The 21,766-nt window shown below is 40.7% G+C and carries 16 protein-coding genes; 15 read left to right on the top strand and 1 reads right to left on the bottom strand.

Annotated features, from left to right (window positions below):
- Nucleotides 1–35: 35 nt before the first annotated feature.
- Nucleotides 36–1,811, bottom strand: a complete 1,776-nt coding sequence (locus tag GGR22_RS05260) for a DUF885 domain-containing protein (protein WP_182492834.1) — start codon at nucleotides 1,809–1,811, stop codon at nucleotides 36–38.
- A gap of 660 nt (nucleotides 1,812–2,471) precedes the next feature.
- Between GGR22_RS05260 and GGR22_RS05255 the strand changes: the two genes are divergently transcribed.
- The 15 genes from GGR22_RS05255 to GGR22_RS05185 all read left to right on the top strand — a co-directional run bounded on the left by GGR22_RS05255 (nucleotide 2,472) and on the right by GGR22_RS05185 (nucleotide 21,759).
- Complete coding sequence (locus GGR22_RS05255) at nucleotides 2,472–4,769, top strand: NADP-dependent malic enzyme (RefSeq protein WP_121375295.1); 2,298 nt, start codon at nucleotides 2,472–2,474, stop codon at nucleotides 4,767–4,769.
- Nucleotides 4,770–4,846: 77 nt separating this feature from the next.
- Nucleotides 4,847–5,428 (top strand): Holliday junction branch migration protein RuvA, encoded by a 582-nt coding sequence (gene ruvA / locus GGR22_RS05250; protein ID WP_121375294.1) that lies wholly within the window; start codon nucleotides 4,847–4,849, stop codon nucleotides 5,426–5,428.
- Nucleotides 5,429–5,431: 3 nt separating this feature from the next.
- Nucleotides 5,432–12,643, top strand: coding sequence for a T9SS outer membrane translocon Sov/SprA (sov, locus tag GGR22_RS05245; RefSeq protein ID WP_182492833.1), 7,212 nt, complete (start codon nucleotides 5,432–5,434; stop codon nucleotides 12,641–12,643).
- A gap of 59 nt (nucleotides 12,644–12,702) precedes the next feature.
- Nucleotides 12,703–13,083: a glycine cleavage system protein GcvH gene (gcvH, locus tag GGR22_RS05240; RefSeq protein ID WP_121375292.1), complete on the top strand. Its 381-nt coding sequence runs from the start codon at nucleotides 12,703–12,705 to the stop codon at nucleotides 13,081–13,083.
- Nucleotides 13,073–13,453 carry a VanZ family protein gene (locus tag GGR22_RS05235; protein ID WP_170148747.1) on the top strand — a complete coding sequence of 127 codons (381 nt, stop codon included), beginning with the start codon at nucleotides 13,073–13,075 and terminating at the stop codon, nucleotides 13,451–13,453. Before gcvH ends, GGR22_RS05235 begins: the two co-directional genes overlap by 11 nt.
- Before the next feature lie 44 nt (nucleotides 13,454–13,497).
- Nucleotides 13,498–14,241, top strand: a complete 744-nt coding sequence (deoC, locus tag GGR22_RS05230; protein WP_182492832.1) for a deoxyribose-phosphate aldolase — start codon at nucleotides 13,498–13,500, stop codon at nucleotides 14,239–14,241.
- 19 nt (nucleotides 14,242–14,260) lie between these two features.
- Complete coding sequence (locus GGR22_RS05225; RefSeq protein ID WP_182492831.1) at nucleotides 14,261–16,369, top strand: energy transducer TonB; 2,109 nt, start codon at nucleotides 14,261–14,263, stop codon at nucleotides 16,367–16,369.
- Between the two features lie 145 nt (nucleotides 16,370–16,514).
- Nucleotides 16,515–17,444, top strand: coding sequence for a heme o synthase (cyoE, locus tag GGR22_RS05220; RefSeq protein ID WP_121375289.1), 930 nt, complete (start codon nucleotides 16,515–16,517; stop codon nucleotides 17,442–17,444).
- The gene (locus GGR22_RS05215; RefSeq protein WP_182492830.1) at nucleotides 17,444–18,040 is read left to right on the top strand and encodes a cytochrome c oxidase subunit 3; all 597 of its coding nucleotides are present in this window, start codon (nucleotides 17,444–17,446) and stop codon (nucleotides 18,038–18,040) included. Before cyoE ends, GGR22_RS05215 begins: the two co-directional genes overlap by 1 nt.
- Nucleotides 18,041–18,082: 42 nt before the next feature.
- Nucleotides 18,083–19,117, top strand: a complete 1,035-nt coding sequence (locus GGR22_RS05210; protein WP_182492829.1) for a cytochrome c oxidase subunit 3 — start codon at nucleotides 18,083–18,085, stop codon at nucleotides 19,115–19,117.
- 18 nt (nucleotides 19,118–19,135) lie between these two features.
- Nucleotides 19,136–19,486: a cytochrome C oxidase subunit IV family protein gene (locus GGR22_RS05205; RefSeq protein WP_121375286.1), complete on the top strand. Its 351-nt coding sequence runs from the start codon at nucleotides 19,136–19,138 to the stop codon at nucleotides 19,484–19,486.
- A 78-nt stretch (nucleotides 19,487–19,564) separates the two neighbouring features.
- Nucleotides 19,565–20,239, top strand: coding sequence for a hypothetical protein (locus GGR22_RS05200; RefSeq protein WP_182492828.1), 675 nt, complete (start codon nucleotides 19,565–19,567; stop codon nucleotides 20,237–20,239).
- Nucleotides 20,240–20,247: 8 nt separating this feature from the next.
- Nucleotides 20,248–20,985 carry an SCO family protein gene (locus GGR22_RS05195; RefSeq protein WP_121375284.1) on the top strand — a complete coding sequence of 246 codons (738 nt, stop codon included), beginning with the start codon at nucleotides 20,248–20,250 and terminating at the stop codon, nucleotides 20,983–20,985.
- Nucleotides 20,986–20,987: 2 nt separating this feature from the next.
- Entirely contained in the window at nucleotides 20,988–21,536 is a 549-nt protein-coding gene (locus GGR22_RS05190) for a DUF420 domain-containing protein (RefSeq protein ID WP_182492827.1), read from the top strand.
- The gene (locus tag GGR22_RS05185; RefSeq protein WP_182492826.1) at nucleotides 21,526–21,759 is read left to right on the top strand and encodes a thioredoxin domain-containing protein; all 234 of its coding nucleotides are present in this window, start codon (nucleotides 21,526–21,528) and stop codon (nucleotides 21,757–21,759) included. The genes GGR22_RS05190 and GGR22_RS05185 overlap by 11 nt, the downstream gene beginning before the upstream one ends.
- The last annotated feature ends 7 nt before the right edge of the window (nucleotides 21,760–21,766 follow it).

Raw genomic sequence — 21,766 nt, 5'->3', positions numbered from 1 at the left:
GTACGAACAATGCAATAGAAAAGGCCTTCCTGTTTTTATTTCTTACTCGCAATCCAAGCGTTGATTTTATCCTCCAAAACCTTTAAAGGAAGACAGCCCGAATCCAACACCTGATTGTGGAATTCTTTGATAGAGAATGCAGCACCCAATTCTTTTTCCGCCTTCGCTCGCAATTCTCTAATCTTCAATTGTCCGATTTTATACGACAAGGCTTGGCCCGGTATTGCCATATAACGCTCGATCTCTGCCACAATACTTTCGGCAGGTTCCGCTTCGTTTTCCATAGAATATTGTATCGCCTGTTCCCGCGTCCAACCTTTGGTGTGCATGCCCGTATCTACGACAAGACGGATGGCGCGGTGCATCTCGGCGCTCAGCATTCCAAAATATTGGTAAGGATCTTGGTACAAGCCCAATTCTTTTCCAAGCGATTCGGTATACAACGCCCAGCCTTCGCCATAGGCATTAAACCAGATGGTTTTCCTGAATTCCGGCAGGCTTGTGTTTTCCTGCTGTAAAGAAATCTGATAATGATGCCCCGGAATCGCTTCGTGCAGGAACAAATCCTCATCGGCATAGAAATTATATTTTTTTACATCCGGAATCGGCACATAAAAAACGCCTGGCCTTGTTCCGTCAACAGAACCCGGATTGTATTCGGCACTGGCCGAGTTTTCGCGGAAAGCTTCCGTTCTTTTTACGACAAAAGGCGTTTTAGGTTTTAGGTCGAAAAGCTTTTCCAAGTTCGGCTTCATCTTTTCGTGTATCGCATTAAAGTTGTCGATCACCTGCTGCGGCTCCGTAAACGGCATCAGCTCTTTTTTCTCGCGGACATAATTGAAGAAGTCTTTCAGCGGTCCTTTAAATCCTACCTGATTTTTCACCTTTTCCATTTCAGCCAAAATTCGCGCTACTTCGCTCAATCCTAACTTGTGGATTTCATCAGTAGTCAAGTCGGTGGTCGTATAACGTTTGATCAAATGCTTGTAATACGCATCGCCTTGCGGGATAGCAGCAATACCGCTTGTCGTTCTGCTTTTTGCCAGATAATCAGTGCTGACATACGCATAAAGATTTTTAAGCGACGGTACCAGTTTCTCAGTAATCAACTGCGTATACTTATCAGTAATTGTCTTTTTCTCTGCTTCGGTAAATGTTTTCGGAAAAGCATTCAGCGGCGCATAAAAGATATGCGTCTTGTCCTCTTTAGCCAGATCTTTCAACTGCGGGATTACTTTTAACGTCAGCGCTTTCGGCAGTACATATCCTTTTGAAACGCCTTCCTTCATTTTTGCCTCGGCCGTAATCACCCAGTCATTAAAGCCCTTTAGTCGTTCCAGCCAATTATTATAATCTTCCACCGTCTTAAAAGGCTGGGCGCTCGAACCACTGGCATATTGGCCGATGGTTAACGGAATGCCTTCAAACTGGTTGATCGGCATCAGGTCTTTTCTGAAAGTCAAGGCTTCTAGATTCACATCACATTCCCACGCCAAGATGGCTTTGCTCAACTTGTCGTTTTCAGACAAATCTGCCTCATCAAATGCTGCGATTTCCTCTTTGTATTTCGTGAAAAAGGCTTTCACCTTCGCCAGATAATCGTCACTGATATCATTCGGGAGCAAATTGTTGTAGCGGTTGTCGCCTGCACTTGTCGCTTCCAAAGGAAAAAGCTTTAGCCTTTCCTGATAATAATTTTCTACTACTGTTTTCAATTTTTCATCTTCTTTTTTAGAAGCTTCCCCCTTTTCTTTCTGGCAAGATTGAAGACTGGAAGCAAGGACACATAATACTAAAAGCAGTTTTTTCATAATGATAACGAATTTGTGGACGATCGGCAAAGGCCTATTCTAGACACAATGTTAGAAAATATTAATCATAATTCCTAGATAAGACGTCTATATCTGATGCTTGTACTGTAGCAGTCGTGCGGGTCTTTATAACACTCCGTCGGTATAGTGCTATATAGAACAGGTGCTATAAGACATCTTGCAGATGGAGTACTGCAACAACTCCTTTCAGCATGACATCACTCCGGTTCAGCATGGTATTTTACCAAATGCTGTGTAGCACCAGCATCATGCTATATAGCATCGCACTGACTCCGTATAGCATTTTATAGAATGCTGTACGGAATGCCGCTGTTATCATACGGTATTCTACTAAATGCTATACAGAACCCCACTGATGTTGTATGCATTGGATAAGATGCTATAGTGCACCGCATCAGTTCCATGCAGGGTTTTGCGCTTTTTTATGCCCATCTTCCCGTAAAAAGCATAAAGAGACAGGCCGTTTTTCAGAAAGCAAGTAAGGGCTGCTGTCAAACAAAAGTCTTTTTGAAGCCGCTATAGTTTTATAAAAAAAATCCTAATAAGCAGGGACAATAAACTTTATAAAAGAATAGCATTAAAAGTTTCTCAGTTTCATTCAGACTTTTACCTTTGTAAGTCCGAATAAAATATACAAAGATGAACAAGTACAGCAAAAGAAGAGAAGCGTTATTATATCATGCAAAGCCATCGCCGGGGAAAATCGAGGTGGTTCCTACAAAAGCATACGCAACTCAAAGAGATCTGTCATTGGCCTATTCGCCTGGCGTTGCCGAACCTTGCCTAGAAATCGTAAAAGACGTAAACAACGTTTATAAATATACAGCCAAAGGAAATCTGGTGGCCGTAATCTCAAACGGTACCGCCGTTTTAGGATTAGGGGATATCGGTCCGGAAGCCTCAAAACCAGTAATGGAAGGAAAAGCATTGCTGTTTAAGATTTTTGCCGATATTGATGTTTTTGACATTGAAGTAGATACAAAAGATATCGAAAAGTTTATCGAAACCGTGAAAAATATAGCGCCGACTTTTGGAGGAATCAATCTGGAAGACATCAAAGCGCCAGAATCATTTGAAATCGAAAAAAGGCTGGTAGAAGAATTGAACATTCCGGTAATGCACGACGACCAGCATGGAACTGCAATCATTTCTTCTGCGGCATTGCTCAATGCCCTAGAATTAGCCGATAAAAAAATAGAAGATGTAAAGATCGTAGTCTCAGGAGCCGGTTCGGCTGCTTTGGCTTGCGCCAACTTATATGTGTTGTTGGGCATCAACCCAGACCATATCATCATGTTCGACAAAGACGGTGTCCTTTCTTCCGACAGAACCGACTTGTCTGACCTACAGAAAAGATATTCAAAAGGGCCTAAAAACATCACCTTGCAAGAAGCCTTGGTAGGTGCCGATGTGTTTCTTGGACTTTCTGCCGGAAACATCATGTCGCCAGAAATGTTATTAGGAATGGCAGCCAACCCGATCGTGTTTGCCATGGCCAACCCGATTCCAGAAATCGATTATAACGTGGCTATCGATACGCGCGAAGATATCATCATGGCTACAGGACGTTCTGACCATCCTAACCAAGTGAATAACGTATTAGGTTTCCCTTATATATTTAGAGGAGCGCTTGACGTTCGTGCTACAAAAATCAACGAAGCCATGAAAATGGCTGCGGTAAAAGCATTAGCCTTATTGGCAAAAGAATCCGTTCCGGAGCAGGTAAACATTGCTTACGGAGAAACCAAGCTGATTTTCGGAAGAGATTACATCATTCCAAAACCATTTGACCCGAGATTGATTTCGGTTGTAGCGCCTGCTGTTGCTAAAGCAGCGATGGAATCAGGTGTCGCTCTTAATCCGATACACGACTGGGCAAAATACGAAGAAGAATTGATGGAACGTCTGGGTTCTGATAACAAGATGGTGCGTCTGTTGGCCAACCGTGCCAAGACCGATCCAAAACGCGTGGTTTTTGCAGAAGCAGATCACCTGGACGTATTAAAAGCGGCCCAGATTGTTTTGGAAGAAAAAATAGGAATCCCGATTCTTCTCGGAAACCGAGAGATCATCCTAGAACTAAAAGACGAATTAGGCTTTGATGCCGATGTCGTGATTATCGATCCAAAGACTTCAGAAGAAGACGAAAGAAGATTGCGCTATGCCAATTCGTTCTGGGAATCCAGAAGACGCAAAGGAACGAGCTTGCTCGATGCCCAAAAGTGGATGCGCGAAAGAAATTATTTTGCGGCAATGATGGTCAATGAAGGCGAAGCCGATGCGTTGGTTACCGGCTATTCGCGAAGCTATCCGTCTGTCGTGAAGCCGATGATGCAGCTTATCGACAAAGCGCCTGGCGTTTCCAGAATTGCCACCACCAACATGATGATGACCAAGAGAGGCCCTATCTTTCTTTCGGATACCGCTATCAATCCGAACCCTACCGCCGACGATTTGGCAAAGATTGCCTTGATGACGGCAAAAACGGTACGCCTGTTTGGTATGGAACCGGTCATTGCGATGGTGTCGTTCTCTAATTTTGGTTCGTCTAACGACAAGAGCGCCCAAAAAGTGTCCGAAGCCGTTTCGTACCTTCACAAATACTATCCAGATTTGACCGTAGACGGAGAAATCCAAGCCGACTTTGCATTGAATCCAGAGATGTTGCAGAAAAAATTCCCGTTTTCTAAATTAGCAGGCAAAAAAGTCAACACCCTGATTTTTCCTAATTTGGAATCGGCCAACATCAATTACAAAATGCTGAAAGAATTAGATAAAGTTGTGTCTATCGGGCCCATCATGATGGGAATGGACAAGCCGGTGCATATTTTCCAATTGGGAGCCAGTGTGGAAGAAATGGTGAACATGGCAGCCGTTGCAGTCGTGGATGCACAAGAGAAAGAAAAAAAGCACAAATCTATAAAAGTGAATTTTTAGCGTATTTTTCTGCTGATAAGCAATTAGATGAGGCACAATAAAACTTTTTCGTTACATTTGGATTTATTTAACAATTGATGATAGCGCATTTACAAGGAAAATTAGTGGAAAAGAATCCAACAGACGTAGTTATTGACTGCGGCGGAGTGGGTTATCATATCAATATTTCGCTTCATACCTATTCTTTACTTCCCGATACAGAAAACATCAAGCTTTACACGTATCTTCAGATCAAAGAAGACGCGCATACACTGTTTGGATTTGCCGAAAAATCAGAAAGAGAAATCTTTAAGATGCTTTTGTCTGTTTCCGGCATCGGAGCCAGCATTGCCAGAACGATGCTTTCTTCTTTAGAGCCAAAACAGATCATTCAATCCATAGCTTCGGGAGATGTGGCGACCATACAGTCTATTAAAGGCATCGGAAGCAAAACAGCACAGCGAGCCATATTGGATTTGAAGGACAAAGTGTTAAAAGTGTATGATTTAGATGAAGTTTCTATTTCAGAGTACAATACAAACAAAGACGAAGCGTTATCTGCTTTGGAAGTTCTTGGATTTAACAGAAAATTGGCGGAAAAAACTGTAGAAAAGATTGTTAAGGAAAATCCAAATGCAAGCATTGAAAACATTATTAAACAAGCCTTAAAAAACTTATAATACTTGAAAACAAACTATACTAAAGGCATTACCTGTAACTTGAAAATTAGCCTATGGCTGATTTCGTTATTTTTTAGTGTAACCATACAAGCACAAGAAGATGAGGAAGTTCAGGATACTACTAAAACTGGATATTCGGTAGGAAAAGTCGAACTTAAAAACCCACCTAGTATTATTGAGGCATACACGTATGACCCGATTACCAATCGTTATATTTATACCAATACCGTAAACGGTTTTAATATAAATTATCCTGTAGTACTTACGCCAGAAGAGTATGAAGAATTGGTGCTGAGAGAATCGATGCGCAAGTATTTCAAGGAAAAATCAGATGCCATAGATGGCAAGAAAGACGGCAGCGATGCCAAGAAAAAAGACCTATTGCCCCGGTACTATGTCAATTCCAGTTTCTTTGAGACTATTTTTGGAGGAAACACGATCGACGTAAAACCGACGGGTTCTGTGGAGATGGATTTAGGAATCCGCCACACCAAACAAGACAACCCTTCCCTGTCGCCTAGAAACAGGTCGACAACCACTTTTGACTTCGACCAAAGAATCAGCATGAGCCTTACCGGTAAAGTCGGAACAAGGCTGAATGTAAATGCGAATTACGATACCGAATCGACCTTTGCTTTCCAGAACTTAATCAAATTAGAATATACTCCGACAGAAGACGATATCATACAGAAAATCGAAGTCGGTAACGTAAGCTTGCCGTTAAACAGTACGTTGATTCGTGGTGCGCAAAGCCTTTTCGGGGTTAAGGCGCAATTCCAGTTTGGAAAGACTACGATTACTGGAATTTTCTCCGAGCAAAAATCACAAACCAAAACGGTTACGGCCCAAGGCGGAGGAACGGTACAAGAATATGAATTGTTTGCTTTGGACTATGATGCCGACAGACACTTCTTCTTATCCCAATATTTTAGAAACCAATACGACAGGTCGCTCCGAAATTATCCTTTGATCGACAGCCGTGTGCAGATTACAAGAATTGAGGTTTGGGTGACCAACCGCCAAAACAGAGTCAGCACTACAGACAACAACTTAAGAAACATTATCGCGCTTCAAGATTTAGGAGAAGCACAATTGACGGGGCAAAACGATAACGAAGTCGTATCGGTTACGCCAGTTCCTGCAGGCTTCTTTACTGCCGCTGCGAATACGCCGTCAAAAAACTCGAACAACCGATTTGACCCAGGGAAGATTGGAACGACTGGAGTCTTAAACTCCAACATCCGTGAGATTTCTACAGCGAGTTCCGGATTTACAGGCGTTACGGTAAGCGAAGGAACAGACTACTCTAAATTAGAGAATGCAAGAAAACTAGCAGCAAACGAATTTACGTTCCATCCGCAATTGGGTTATATCTCCCTTTCGCAACGACTTTCAAATGATGAGGTCTTGGCAGTTGCCTACCAATATACGATCGGAGACCAAGTGTATCAAGTAGGTGAATTTGGTACAGACGGAGTAGATGCTACGCAAGTAAGCGACGGAATTCCGACAACACAAAGCTTGATCTTGAAAATGCTGAAAAGCAACCTGACCAACGTAAACAAGCCGGTGTGGAATTTGATGATGAAAAACATCTATTCGCTGCCAGGTGCATACCAATTAGAGCAGGAAGATTTCAAACTGAACATCATGTACACGGATCCTTCTCCGTTGAACTATATTACGCCAGCTTCTCCAGCAGCGTCTAACCCATTGCCGCCCGATGTAGAACAAACACCTTTATTGCGTGTTTTCAACGTCGACAGGCTGAATTACACGAATGACCCGCAGCCTAACGGTGATGGATTCTTCGATTTCGTGCCAGGACTTACGGTCGACCAGCAAAACGGCAGGATCATCTTTACCACAGTAGAGCCTTTCGGGGAGCACCTTTTCAACAAATTGAGAACCAGCCCAACGGAAGATTACGACGCGCCAGCTATAGGAAACTACAACGGCAACCAAAACAAATACGTTTACAGAACGATGTATCGCAGCACGCAGGCTGCCGCACTTCAAGATAGCGACAAGAACAAGTTCCAATTAAAAGGAAAATTCAAATCGACCAGCGGCGACGGAATTGCGATTGGTGCGTTCAACGTACCGCAAGGTTCGGTTACTGTAACTGCTGGAGGAAGAGTTTTAGTAGAAGGCGTTGACTATACCGTAAACTACCAATTGGGTAGAGTAAACATCCTAGATGCGTCACTACAATCAACACCGATTGAAATCTCGTTAGAAAACAATTCTGTTTTCGGACAGCAGACGCGAAGATTCTTCGGGGTTAACGTAGAGCATAAATTCAATGATAAATTTATTGTTGGTGCGACCTTGCTGAAAATGAGCGAAAGACCATTTACGCAAAAATCAAACTACGGACAAGAATCTGTAAACAATACAATCATAGGCTTAAATACCAACTTCTCTACAGAAGTTCCGTTCTTGACGCGATTGGTAAACAAGCTGCCGAATGTGGATACCGATGTTCCTTCGAATATCTCGTTTAGGGGAGAGATTGCCTACTTAAAGCCAGATACCCCGAAAGCAGATCAATTCCAAGGAGAATCTACTATATATGTAGACGATTTTGAAGGATCGCAGACTACAATCGATATGCGTTCTCCGTTTGCATGGAGCCTTTCGAGCGTACCAGAAAAACCTACGATAAGCGACTATAATGATTTTGGAGGTTCTTTGACGACGATAAACTACGGTTTCAAAAGAGCGAAACTGGCTTGGTATTCTATCGATCCGACTTTCTACGTACAAAGACCGGGCGGCGTTACTGAAGACGACCTGAAGCTGTACAGCACCAGAAGGATTTATAGCCGAGAGCTATTCCCTGTAACGGATATTGCCGTAGGACAACAGACCGTTATCAATACATTAGACTTGACGTATTTCCCTCGCGAAAGAGGTCCTTATAACTTTAATCCTCAAGCGCAAGCCACCAACAGTTTCACGCCAGAACAGGCAGTCGATAACTTTGGAGGTATCATGAGGGCGATCAACTCTACGAACTTTGAGCAGTCGAATGTGGAGTATATCCAATTCTGGCTTCTGGATCCGTATTATAATGACCAGAGAGGTTCTGCCAATCCGGCCAATACAGGAAAAGTATATTTCAACCTTGGAGAGATTTCGGAAGACGTATTAAAAGACGGAAGAAAGCAATACGAGAATGGACTTCCAGGTGCCGGTTCAACACAGCAAACGTTTTCTACCATCTGGGGTAAGATTCCGATTTCGCAATCTTTGATTTATGCATTTGATACCAACAACGGTAACAGACAATTCCAAGATGTCGGTTTCGACGGTTTGAACGATGCAGAAGAAGCAGCGCAATTTCCTGCTTTTGCCTCTAATCCCGATCCAGCGGCAGATAACTACCAGTATTTCTTAAGCGCTACGGGTGATGTTATCCAGCGTTACAAAAACTACAACGGTGTTCAAGGAAACTCGCCGGTAGATTTGAGCGATACAAACAGAGGTTCTACAACTTTGCCAGATACAGAGGATATCAACAGAGACAATACGATGAACGAAATCAATGCGTATTACGAATACAGCATTGACGTACAGCCTAACATGGTTGTAGGTTCTAATCCATACATTACCGATATTAGAGAAACTACGGCAAGCATCCCTGGACAAGAAACTACGGGAGCGCGTTGGATTCAGTTCAAGATTCCAGTATCGCAGCCAGAAAATACGGTCGGAAGCATTTCAGACTTCAGATCGATCCGTTTTATGAGAATGTTCGTGACCGGATTTAACGACCAAGTGACGTTGCGTTTCGGAGCTTTAGACTTAGTTCGTGGGGAATGGAGACGATATGTGAAAACATTAGATCCAAACGAACAAGACGACGACATCAACAATGCTGATGATACCGCTTTGGATGTATTGGCCGTAAACATTCAAGAAAATGGAGATCGTTCTCCAATCAAATATGTTACGCCTCCGGGAGTTGTGAGAGAGCAGTTGTATAACAGCAACACTATCATAAACCAAAACGAGCAGTCGCTTTCTCTACGAGTGACCAAAGCAAGCCCAGGTCTTCCAGGATTGGGAGGTTTGGAGCCAGGAGATTCTAGAGGTGTCTTTAAAAACGTAAGCGTTGACATGCGTCAGTTCAAGAAATTAAAAATGTTCTTGCATGCTGAAGCGCTTCCTGTGCCTACAGACGTGCAGCCTTTGATAGATGACCAGATGGTAGCCTTCATCCGTTTTGGTAATGACTTTACGCAGAACTTCTACCAAGTAGAGATTCCATTAAAAGTAACGCCGCAAAACCAGTCGCTCTCAGCAGAACAAGTCTGGCCAGAAGCGAATGAGATTGACTTGGCGTTGTCATTATTGACGAAGCTGAAAATCTTAGCCATGGATCCGAACAACACCTTGTTGGTTGAAGATGCCTTGGGAGTTAAATACGTAGACGATTTTGCATTAGATCCTTCATTGGCCGGAAGAGTGAACCCATTGCGATTAGGTATCAAAGGAAATCCTAACTTCGGATTGGTAAGAACCTTGATGGTTGGTTTGAAAAACCGCCATACCGATGATATTCGCGGAGAGGTTTGGTTCAATGAGCTTCGTTTGGCAGATATGGACAACAAAGGCGGAATGGCAGCTATCGCAAGTTTGGATAGTAACTTGGCCGATTTTGCAACCATTTCTGCAACAGGTAGAATGAGTACGCAAGGTTTCGGTTCGTTAGAGCAAGGCCCGAACGAAAGAAGCCGTGAAGACATCAAGCAATATGATATCGTGACGAACGTGAATTTAGGCAAGCTGCTTCCTAAGAAATGGGGCATCAACCTTCCGTTCAACTATGCGATCGGTGAAGAAAAGATTACTCCAGAATACGATCCGTTCAACCAAGATATTCGTTTGGATCAGTTATTAGATAATACTGCCGATGCTGCTGAAAGAAGCAACATCGAAAGCAGAGCGATTGATTATACGAAGCGAAAAAGTATCAACTTTATCGGTGTCAAAAAAGAAAGAGGAGCAGAGCAGAAGCCGCACTTCTATGACCCAGAGAATTTGACGTTGTCATATTCATTCAACGAAACAGAGCACCATGATTATGAAATCGAGAACTTGCTAGACCAGCAAGTAAGAACGTCTGTCGATTATACTTTTGCCTTCCAGCCAAAAGCAGTCGAGCCGTTCAAGAAGACAAAATTCATGAAGAAAAGCCAGTATTGGAAACTGTTGAGCGACTTCAACTTTAATTACCTGCCTTCTACGATTTCGTTCAGCTCGAATATTATCAGACAATACAACAAGCAAGAATATAGAGACGTAGATATTCAAGGAATTGGATTGACGCCGTTGTACAGAAGAAATTATATGTTCAACTACCAGTACGGTTTCAACTATAACCTGACCAGAGCATTGAAGATTAATTATACAGCTTCTACTAATAATATTGTCCGTAATTATTTAGATGAGAACGGAGTTCCGATGGAAGACTTTACCATCTGGGATGATTTCTGGAATATTGGTGAGGCCAACCAGCACATGCAGCAGTTGGTTGTTAATTATGATTTGCCGTTGAACAAAATTCCAGCTCTTGGATTTATAAAATCGACGTATTCGTATACAGGTGATTACAGCTGGCAGCGTGCAACCGATGCGATGGCGAATATTGAGGTTGGTGGCGAAGTCTTTAGTTTAGGAAATACCATCCAAAATGCAGGAGCGCACCGATTGAATACAGCCTTGAATATGGATGTGTTGTATAAATATATCGGACTGACTAAAAAGCCAAAAACGGCAACAAGACCAGCAACACAAGCGCCTCCAAAACCAGGCGAAAAAATCACAAATACGAATAAGCCGCCAACATCTGGCAACAGCGTATTCATGGATGGATTGATTGGCGTCTTGACCAGCGTTAAGAACGTACAGATTAACTATACACAAAATGAAGGTACAGTACTGCCAGGATTTACGCCAGGCGTAGGTTTCTTAGGAACGACCAAACCTTCACTAGGATTCGTTTTAGGTAGCCAGGCTGATATTCGATACGAAGCAGCAAAAAGAGGCTGGTTGACGAATTATGAAGAATTCAACCAAAACTTTACGCAGGTTTCTTCTAAAGTATTGAACATAACTGCAAACGTAGATTTGTTCCCTGACTTTAAGATCGACTTGACAGCAGACCGTTCGTATACAGAAAACTTCTCGGAGCAATTTGATGCGGCTGACGGTAACTACCATTCAAGATCGCCTTACAATTATGGTAACTTCTCGATCTCGACGGTAATGATCAAGACGTCGTTCGGAAAAAGCGATGAGAATTCATCAGCGGCTTTTGATGATTTCAGAACCAATCGACTTGTTGTAGCAGATCGTTTGGCAACCAACTATTACGGAACTTCTGATTTCCCTAGAACAACAGACGGTTTCCCTGTCGGTTTCGGAAAAAACAGCCAGTCAGTATTATTGCCTTCGTTCTTGGCAGCCTATACAGGAGCAGATGCTGGCGGAATTTCGTTAGGTGCTTTCAGAAATGTGCCGATTCCAAACTGGAATGTGAAATACAACGGATTGATGCGCTATAAATTCTTTAAAGACCGATTCAAGCGTTTCTCTTTACAGCACGGCTATAGAGCATCGTATACGATCAACTCGTTCCGTTCTAATTTTGAGTACGACCAAAACCGTGATGCGGTTGATGCAAGCGGTAACTTGTTGAGCAAGACAATCATTTCGAATGTCAACCTTGTAGAACAGTTTAATCCACTGGTAAGAGTCGATTTTGAGATGAAGAATTCGTTCAAGGTGTTGGCTGAGGTTAAAAAAGACAGAACGCTTTCCATGAGTTTTGACAACAACCTTTTGACGGAAGTAAAAGGAATGGAGTACATTATCGGTCTAGGGTATCGATTCAAAGATGTCGTGATCACGTCGCAATTGGCAGACAACCCGACAAATACGATTCGAAGCGATATCAATATCAAAGCCGATTTCTCTTTAAGAAAAGCAAATACAATCGTAAGATATCTAGACTATGATAACAACCAGCTTGCTGGAGGACAGAATATCTGGTCGCTGAAATTGACAGCAGATTACGCATTCAGCAAAAACCTGACAGCGATATTCTATTACGACCATTCGTTCTCAAAAGCAGTAATCTCGACTTCTTTCCCATTGACCAATATCCGCTCTGGTTTCACATTGCGATATAACTTTGGAAATTAATGTCGAAAACATTTTAAAAATTTATAAGTTAATAATACATTTGCCCAAAACAACAAACAATGAATATACCAGCAAATTTAAAGTACACAAAAGACCACGAGTGGGTAAGTATTGAAGGCGATATCGCAACTGTAGGAATTACAGATTTTGCACAAAAAGAATTAGGAGATATCGTTTATGTAGAGGTTGAGACTCTTGACCAGACATTAGATAAAGATGAGGTTTTTGGTACAGTAGAAGCCGTAAAGACCGTATCGGATTTATTCTTGCCGCTTTCTGGCGAAATCGTTGAATTTAACGAAACGCTTGAAACTTCTCCTGAAAAAGTAAACACAGATCCTTATGGTGACGGTTGGATGGTAAAAGTGAAAATCTCTGACGCTTCTGAAGTGGAAGGTTTGTTGGATAGCGAAGCATATAAAAGCCTAATTGGAGCCTAACAAAAAAAGAACGCTGTTTCTCATCTTGGCACTTTTTTGGACTATTTCCATTACAGTAGCCTGCTTGGTGAGCATGACAGAAGTTCCAGTAGTTAACGTCGACCAAGCCGACAAGATTGTACATCTCTGCTTTTATGCCGTTTTTTCAATCTTATGGTTTCAGTACCTGAAATCAAGCATACAAAATACAAGGACGCTTTTTCTTTCCGTGTTTTTTCTTTCTGTTTCTTTCGGGATATTGATCGAAGTATGTCAGTCTCTTTTTACCGAAAATAGGCAGGCAGATTTGAAAGATGCTATTGCGAATACGATTGGCGCGTTACTAGGACTAGCAATAATGGCGCTTTACAATAAAAGATTTAAAAATTAATCTGAAAATGTCCCGCTTCGGTGGGATTTTTTTATTTTTATCATATGGATATCAAGCAATATTTAGATTCAACCTACCTAAAGACGCCTGAACAGGCAGGAATCAGCGAAGCAGAAAACGAAGTGATTGTCAAAGGCTTTGTGCAAGAAGCAATTGATGAAGGCTTTAAGCTGATCATGATTCGCCCTGATCAAGTCAAGCTGGCAAAAAAAATGATTGTTAATGCCGGATCAAAAGTTTTGGTCGGAACGGTTATCGGTTTTCCAGAAGGGAATTATTCTTTAGAGCATAAGTTGGAAGAAGCCCAAAAAGCAGTGGAGGATGGTGCCGACGAGCTGGATTTTGTATGCAATTATGAAGCCTTCAAAAAAGGAGAAATCGATCTGGTAAAAGAAGAGGTACTAAAAGGAACCCAATTGGGACTTTCCAATCATAAGATCGTAAAATGGATTATCGAAATTGCGGCCTTGAACAGCCAGCAGATTATGCATCTTTCCTGCTTGGTGAAAAATGTAGTGATATCCAATTTCTCAGAAGACAACTATGCTTCTGTTTTTGTCAAGTCATCGACAGGATTTTATAAGACAGAAAACAACCTTCCGAACGGAGCCACAGTTTCTGGAATCATCATGATGCTGGAGAATGCGTCGCCGCTTCCGGTAAAAGCAGCAGGAGGTGTAAGAACCCATGAAGAAGCCAAAGAAATGATTCGATTGGGCGTGAAAAGAATCGGAACTTCCTCTGCGAAAGCGATTGCAAACGGAGAAGCCGCAGATAGCGATTATTAAACGACAAGCAAGACGAGACATGAAAAACATCCTAAAGATTGCCATCTTGCTTTTATGCGGCCATTCCCTATTGGCTCAAAATAGAATTGGAGAAAGAGAGCAGTTTCCTGTTTTTCCAAAGTGTGAAGGACAGCAGTCGAAAGATCTAGAAGCTTGCTTTTACAACGAGCTGCAGGATTTTGTGTTTAACAATTTCAAGATCCCACAAGAGGTTACAGATAAAAAGTATGTCGGTAAGGTCATCGTCCTTTTTGAAGTAGATACGGCAGGAGTTTTTAAAGTGCAGTATGTAGATGCGGTCCATGCTTCATTGGCAGACGAAAGCAAAAGAGTTTTTGCTCAGCTGCCCAAGATAAAGCCGGCTACGTATAACGGAAATCCTACGTATGCAAAATATACGATCAAGATTGCCATTCCATTAGAAAAGCAAGAAGCGGTTGTGTTTGCTGCTGAAAAAGAAAAAACAAATTCTATTATCAAAGACAGAAGCAAGGAGCTTACGGAATTTGATAGCATCATCTATAAGAAATTCAACAATCCGCAGTTGGAAAGCCATCTGAATATTCCTTTTTCGCATAGCTTGTATGCGCAATTCGACAGGGCTTTGAATCAAGTAGGAGCGAATAATCATACGGCGTCTAAGCCATATACCTATGCTGATGTTTCAAAATATTATGATCTGAATCAGGCCAATCAAGCCATCCAAAAAAACAAGCAAGGCTGGTGGGGAAGAAAATTGTGGAATGAAAACCTCGTAGCGATTCAAGGTGAAGGCTATTGGTTTACGATGAATCCTATCTTGGATTTGAGATTGGGGAAAAGCGATCCAAGCCAGGCAAATTACACCTATCAGAACACCCGCGGTATTCAAGTTCAAGGAGAGATAGGTAAAGAGTTAAGCTTTACGACAACAATCTACGAAAGTCAAGGCCGTTTTGCCGATTACTATAATCGTTATGTCGAATCTATAAAGCCTTCTGGAGGAAATCCGGCTGTTATTCCTGGAATTGGAATAGCTAAGCGATTCAAGGAAGATGCGTATGATTTTCCAATGGCGGAAGCCAACATTACATATACTCCGAGCGAATTCATTAATCTGCAGCTGGGTTATGGCAGGAATTTTTTAGGCGACGGATACCGTTCGCTATTGCAAGGCGATGGAACTAGTCCGTATCCTTTCTTTAAAATCAATACCCGTTTTTGGAAGATAAAATATACGAATACATATATGTGGCTGAAGGACGTGCGCCAAGAAGCTACGGAAGACAATACCTATGCTACAAAATTCATGGCAAACCACTACCTGAGCTGGAACATAACAAAAAGATGGAATCTTGGTTTCTTTGAATCCGTAGTATGGTCGAACCAAAATGACCGTGGTTTTGATGCTAGTTTTATAAACCCGATAATTTTTTACAGAGCGGTTGAATTTTCATCGTCGTCAAAAAGCGGGAATGCGCTTTTGGGGCTGACATCAAAATACAAATTCAGCAATCAAATTCAGTTCTACGGACAGTTCTTGCTGGATGAATTTTCAGTTTCAGACATGAAAGCAGGAGAAAAAAGCTGGAAAAATAAGTTTGGCTACCAATTAGGTGCGAAATATTTCGATGCTTTTAATATTGATAACCTATTGCTGCAGTTGGAATACAATCACGTGCGTCCGTATGTGTATGCCCATAGCGATCCTTTGACGAATTATGCGCATAGCAACCAAAGCATGGGGCATCAATGGGGAGGCAATTTCAAGGAGTTTATCGCAGTGGCTAGATATTTCAAAGGAAGATGGTTTGCCGATGCGAAATTGACATACGGTAAAAGAGGCTTAGATTTCGATACCGAAGACAATAATTTCAATTACGGAGGGAATATTTATAAGGACTATGAAATCGGAAGACCTTTTGATACCGGAGTCAAGACGGGCCAAGGAAACGAGACAACGATTCTTATTGCAGACTTGCAGGCTGGTTATCTCATCAATCCGTCAACAAACCTGAAGCTTTTTGCTGGTTTGGTGTACCGAAACTTTAACCCGAAGATGGACACAGCAACTACTTTTAAAGAAAATACGACCTGGTTTTCTGTAGGTTTGAGGGCTGATATCTTTAACTGGTATTTTGATTATTAATTGATTTTTAGAGTTTCTAAAGCGTCTTAAAGAAAAATAGTTTTTCATTAAAAAATCTGTTTTTATAAAACCTTTGTTTTTTGTGATTAGTTTTTTGTGATTTTCTTTCTGAACCAGTATCTTTGCGCAAGATTTCAAAATCCAAATGAAAGCAGCATTGAGCACTACAGCAAATAACTTTTCCTTAAAATCCCTCTATATAGATTTCAGAGAAATCACGAAGGCAAGATTGGCGGTTAGCGTAGTTTTTTCTTCTATTGCCGGATACCTGCTTGGTTTTGATGAAAACCATCCATTTCAATGGTCGCTTTTGATCATGCTTTCGATAGGAGGCTACTGCATGGTTGGTGCTTCTAATGCATTCAATCAAATCATCGAAAAAGACTTAGATGCTTTGATGGATAGGACTAAAAACCGTCCTGTTCCTTCAGGAAGAATGTCTGTGAATACAGCTTTTATCATTGCCTGTGCCTTGACTATTCTTGGTTTGGTGATTCTTTACAATATCAACCCTAAGACGGCAATGTTTGGGGCAATCTCAATTTTTCTATATACCAGTGTCTACACGCCTTTAAAAACAAAGACGCCTTTGTCTGTTTTTGTAGGTGCTTTTCCAGGAGCCATTCCGTTTATGTTGGGCTGGGTTGCTGCAACAGATGATTTCGGAATTGAAGCTGGAACGCTTTTCTTGATTCAGTTTTTCTGGCAGTTCCCGCATTTTTGGGCCATAGGCTGGTTTTTATTCGACGATTATAAAAAAGCAGGCTTCTTTATGCTTCCAACAGGAAAGAAAGACAAGACTACTGCGACTCAAATTATATTGTATACGATCTGGCTTATTGTTGCCTCTCTTTTTCCGGCCTTCTTTCCGCTCATCGGATTGGTAGGAAGCAAGCTGCAATTGAGTCCGGTTGCTGCGGTTATCGTACTTCTATTAGGAATATGGATGTTGGTTTACGCAGTAAAATTATATAAGTCTAGAGAAACAAAAGCGGCGCGAACATTAATGCTTGTGAGCGTTTCATATATCACCCTGCTACAGATTGTTTATATAGCAGATAAATTTTTACGATAATGGAAATGGCAATTAAAGGAATGACTGCTACGGAGCATAAAGAAAGAAAAGCAAGATCGTATAAACTGATCTTGTGGTTTGCTATGATTAGCATGACGATGATGTTTGCTGGTTTGACCAGTGCGTATGTTGTTAGTGCTTCAAGACCAGATTGGCTTAAAGATTTTGATTTGCCAAGCGCATTTATTGCTAGTACAATCGTAATCATTGTGAGTAGTTTGACATTTCATTTTGCAAAGAAAGCTATTCAAAAAGACAATAGAAGCTTGACGACTTCGCTGTTGCTGGTGACTTTTGCATTGGGATTGCTTTTCGTCTTCTTGCAATTTGAAGGCTTTAATCAGATGATCGCAATGGGCCTAAATCCTACAGGTCCGACAAGTACCGTGACTACTTCTTTTATCTATGTTGTAGTGCTGGTTCACTTTGCCCACCTTTTCGGGGGCTTGATATCGCTTTTAATCATAATTTATAATCATTTTAAACAAAAATACAATTCAAGTCAAACCCTTGGAATAGAGCTAGGTGCGATGTTTTGGCACTTTCTTGACTTCTTGTGGCTGTATTTGTTTTTATTTTTATATTTCTTTAAATAAGAAAAAAACGTAAATTTGGGAACTTTTTAACTAATAACTTTTATGGGAGCGACTGTTACTACTGCAAATAGTGAAGGTAAAACTTGGGGAGGCGGCAATGAGCCGATGGGAATTAATTATGGCAAAATGATGATGTGGTTTTTCATCGTTTCTGATGCCTTAACATTCTCTGGATTTCTTGCTGCGTATGGTTTTTCAAGATATAAATTCATTGAAACTTGGCCTTTGGCGGACGAGGTTTTCAACCACTTTCCATTTATGCACGGCGTGAACGCTCCGATGTACTATGTGGCCTTGATGACATTTATCTTGATTTTCTCTTCTGTAACGATGGTTTTGGCTGTTGATGCCGGACACCAAATGAAAAAACAGAAAGTGGCAATCTATATGTTTCTTACCATTATTGGTGGTGGAATTTTCTTGGGCTCGCAAGCTTGGGAGTGGAAAAACTTCATTAAAGGTGAATATGGTGCTATCGAAACTAAAGGAGGAAGCATCCTTCAATTCGTAAATGCAAAAGGCGAAAGAGTAAAATTAGAAGATTTTGCAGCAACGCTTCACGAAGATAGAGAGCAATTGACAAGAAATAAAGGTGTTTGGTTTTCAAGCGAAAGCTCATTGCCTAGATATTCTGTTAATGAAGTAGTAGAAGGATTCAAGGCACGTCCAGATCTTTTGGTTAGAACTGAAATTATCTATCACCCAACGCAAGCCAATTTAAAAGATACAAGATTACATCCAGAATTAAATAAATCAACTCACAAGCACAAGACAATCTTGACTAGAGAAGAATCTCTAAAAAGACTTGCAGATGCTCACTATGTTGTTGAAGGCGCTAACTTGATCAGAAACGAATACGGCCAAAAATTATTTGCCAACTTCTTTTTCTTTATTACAGGTTTCCACGGATTCCACGTTTTCACAGGAGTCTTGATTAACGTTTTGATTTTCTTAAATGTCGTTCTTGGAACGTATGAAAAAAGAAGAAGCTACGAAATGGTTGAGAAAGTGGGACTTTACTGGCACTTTGTCGATTTAGTTTGGGTATTTGTATTTACATTCTTCTACTTAGTTTAATTTTTTAGAATTATTATTATGGCACACGAGCACGTTTCTAATACGAAAAGAATTTGGTTGGTTTTTGCAATATTGTCTGTTGTAACCATCGTAGAGGTCGCATTTGGTATATTCAAGCCAGCTATTTTGCACGACACATTGTTTCTTCAAATGAATTTGCTGAACTGGCTTTTCATCACGTTGACAATATATAAAGCATATTATATCGTTTGGGCATTTATGCACCTTGAAGGCGAGAAAAGTAATCTTAGGTGGAGTATTGTGGCACCTTTAGTTTTCTTAATTATCTATTTAGTGTTCATCTTACTAGTTGAAGGTAATTATATTTTTGATGTGTTCAAGAGTTCTCAGATAAAATGGAATTTTTAACAGCATATTAAATCACAAAAAAAGACGGTATTACACCGTCTTTTTTTATTTTTGCACTGCAATAACCTCTTCATTCCAATGAAAAAAAATATAGTCCTTTTCACGCTGTTTATACTTCCAATTGTTGCTTATCTTTTTTTTGCTTCCGGTATCAATAGTTTTGCAAAACTTCCGACTATAACTGAAAAAATTCCTGACATTTCGCAATGGAAAACGGCTGATGGGAAAACCGTAACCCTTAACGATAAGATTACGATTTTAGGCTTTACAGGAAGCAAGGTCATCTATAACGAAGGAAACTTTTTTAACCTAAACCAGAAGATTTACAATAAAAATAAAAATTTTAAGGACTTCCAATTTGTAATGGTTGCTCCAAAAGGAAGCGAAGGCCAGGTTCAGGAATTAATGGATAAGCTAAAACCGATTGCAGAAGACAAAGATATTTCTAAATGGATTTTTGTTTTTGGCGCTCCAGACGAAATAAAAGACTACTATTCGAAATTAAATTTGGTCGGGCAGCTTGATGCGAATTCAGGAACTGCCAATGTCTATATCGTTGACAAGGAAAGAAACTTGAGAGGAAGAAAAGGAAAAAACCTTGAAGGTAAAAACGAATACAAAGAAGGCTATAATACCATTTCTGCTGCCGATTTGCATAATGAGATGAGCGACGATGTCAAGATTATTCTTTACGAATATCGCGCTGCCTTGAAAAAGAACAATCCAAAAACAGAAATGAAAAGGAAGATATAACTAACAAGATGAAAAATAAATCATACATCGGCATTTCGTTTATTATTTTGGTTTTCGGAATTTATGCGATTCCAAAAATCATCGACAGAATAAAAAACCATGACATTTCGGTACAAGACAGGCTGAATGTTCCTGTGAAAGGGAAAAAATCTGACGAAGCTAAAAACATTGTCAAGATCGGTGCGGCGCCAAAATTTAGCTTGACGGATCAGAACGGAAAAACAATTTCAAATAAAGATTTTGAAGGTAAAGTTTATGTAGTAGAATTTTTCTTCTCGACCTGTCCATCCATCTGTCCAGTGATGAATCAGAATATGCTGTTGATTGAAGACGAATTTGGAAAGAATGCTGATTTCGGAATCGCTTCTTTTACCATCAATCCAGAAAATGATACGCCTGAAGTCTTAAAAAAACATGCGGAGCAATTAGGAGTGAGTTCTCCAAATTGGCATTTCCTTACTGGCGACCAAGAATATATTTACAACATCGCAAATAAAGGATTTAATATTTATGCTGGCGAAAGCAAGAAAGAAGGTGATGCTGGATTTGAACATTCAGGCTATTTTGCTTTAGTCGATAAAAAAGGTAATATCCGAAGCCGAAAAGATAAATCAGGAAATCCAATTATTTTTTATACCGGCTTAAATTATAAAGACAAAGAAGGCTTCCAAGATGATTTGCAAGGAAAATACAAGCCAGGCATTCATGCCATCAAGGAAGATATAGCAATTTTATTAGAAGAATAAGTATGGAGAATAATTTGAATGCTGTTGAGCTGAAATATAGAAAATGGATTATTGTATTGTCTGTAGCCATTCCTGTCGTAGTAGCTATTCTTTTTGGCGTAAAGCTGAAAGATTTTGGGTATGATGTAGAACCTTTATCATTTCTGCCGCCGATCTATGCAACGATAAATGGAATCACTGCGGTCCTTCTAGTTACGGCTGTATGGGCAATCAAGAACGGCAAAAGAAAATTACACGAAAATTTAATGAAAACGGCTATCGGATGCTCTGTAGCTTTTCTAGCGATGTATGTGGCGTATCACATGACGGCCGATAGTACTCCGTATGGAGGAGAAGGAGCTCTGAGATATGTGTATTTTTTCATACTGTTGACGCACATTCTTTTGTCAATCATTATCATTCCTTTTGTTCTCATAACGTATGTAAGAGCGTTGGCAGAACGATTTGACAAACACAGAAAGCTGGCAAGGATAACCTATCCTATGTGGCTTTATGTGGCGGTTACCGGAGTTATTGTTTACTTGATGATTTCGCCATATTATGCACACTAAAAAAATATCTATATTCCTGTTTCTGGCTTTGCTGTTCTTTTCATTGGACTCAAACGCCCAATGTGCCATGTGCCGTGCAGTTCTAGAAACAGAAGAAGGCGGCATAAAAGCAGAAGCGGTCAATGACGGAATCGTCTATCTCATGGTTATTCCGTATATTTTAGTCGGAATCTTGGGATATGCAATCTATAAAATGAAAACACAAAAAAAGCCTGAAGAATAATTCAGGC

This window comes from Flavobacterium gossypii (genome assembly GCF_014138495.1).
GTDB lineage: Bacteria > Bacteroidota > Bacteroidia > Flavobacteriales > Flavobacteriaceae > Flavobacterium > Flavobacterium endophyticum.
Note: the sequence above shows the minus strand (reverse complement) of the source record. Positions and strands in the feature narration are given on the sequence as shown.

Excerpts from the sequence above, each read along its gene's own strand:
- GGR22_RS05260 (WP_182492834.1), bottom strand. The coding sequence starts at position 1,811 with ATGAAAAAACTGCTTTTAGTATTATGTGTCCTTGCTTCCAGTCTTCAA.
- GGR22_RS05255 (WP_121375295.1), top strand. The coding sequence starts at position 2,472 with ATGAACAAGTACAGCAAAAGAAGAGAAGCGTTATTATATCATGCAAAG.
- ruvA (WP_121375294.1), top strand. The coding sequence starts at position 4,847 with ATGATAGCGCATTTACAAGGAAAATTAGTGGAAAAGAATCCAACAGAC.
- gcvH (WP_121375292.1), top strand. The coding sequence starts at position 12,703 with ATGAATATACCAGCAAATTTAAAGTACACAAAAGACCACGAGTGGGTA.
- deoC (WP_182492832.1), top strand. The coding sequence starts at position 13,498 with ATGGATATCAAGCAATATTTAGATTCAACCTACCTAAAGACGCCTGAA.
- GGR22_RS05225 (WP_182492831.1), top strand. The coding sequence starts at position 14,261 with ATGAAAAACATCCTAAAGATTGCCATCTTGCTTTTATGCGGCCATTCC.
- cyoE (WP_121375289.1), top strand. The coding sequence starts at position 16,515 with ATGAAAGCAGCATTGAGCACTACAGCAAATAACTTTTCCTTAAAATCC.
- GGR22_RS05215 (WP_182492830.1), top strand. The coding sequence starts at position 17,444 with ATGGAAATGGCAATTAAAGGAATGACTGCTACGGAGCATAAAGAAAGA.
- GGR22_RS05210 (WP_182492829.1), top strand. The coding sequence starts at position 18,083 with ATGGGAGCGACTGTTACTACTGCAAATAGTGAAGGTAAAACTTGGGGA.
- GGR22_RS05205 (WP_121375286.1), top strand. The coding sequence starts at position 19,136 with ATGGCACACGAGCACGTTTCTAATACGAAAAGAATTTGGTTGGTTTTT.
- GGR22_RS05200 (WP_182492828.1), top strand. The coding sequence starts at position 19,565 with ATGAAAAAAAATATAGTCCTTTTCACGCTGTTTATACTTCCAATTGTT.
- GGR22_RS05195 (WP_121375284.1), top strand. The coding sequence starts at position 20,248 with ATGAAAAATAAATCATACATCGGCATTTCGTTTATTATTTTGGTTTTC.
- GGR22_RS05190 (WP_182492827.1), top strand. The coding sequence starts at position 20,988 with ATGGAGAATAATTTGAATGCTGTTGAGCTGAAATATAGAAAATGGATT.
- GGR22_RS05185 (WP_182492826.1), top strand. The coding sequence starts at position 21,526 with ATGCACACTAAAAAAATATCTATATTCCTGTTTCTGGCTTTGCTGTTC.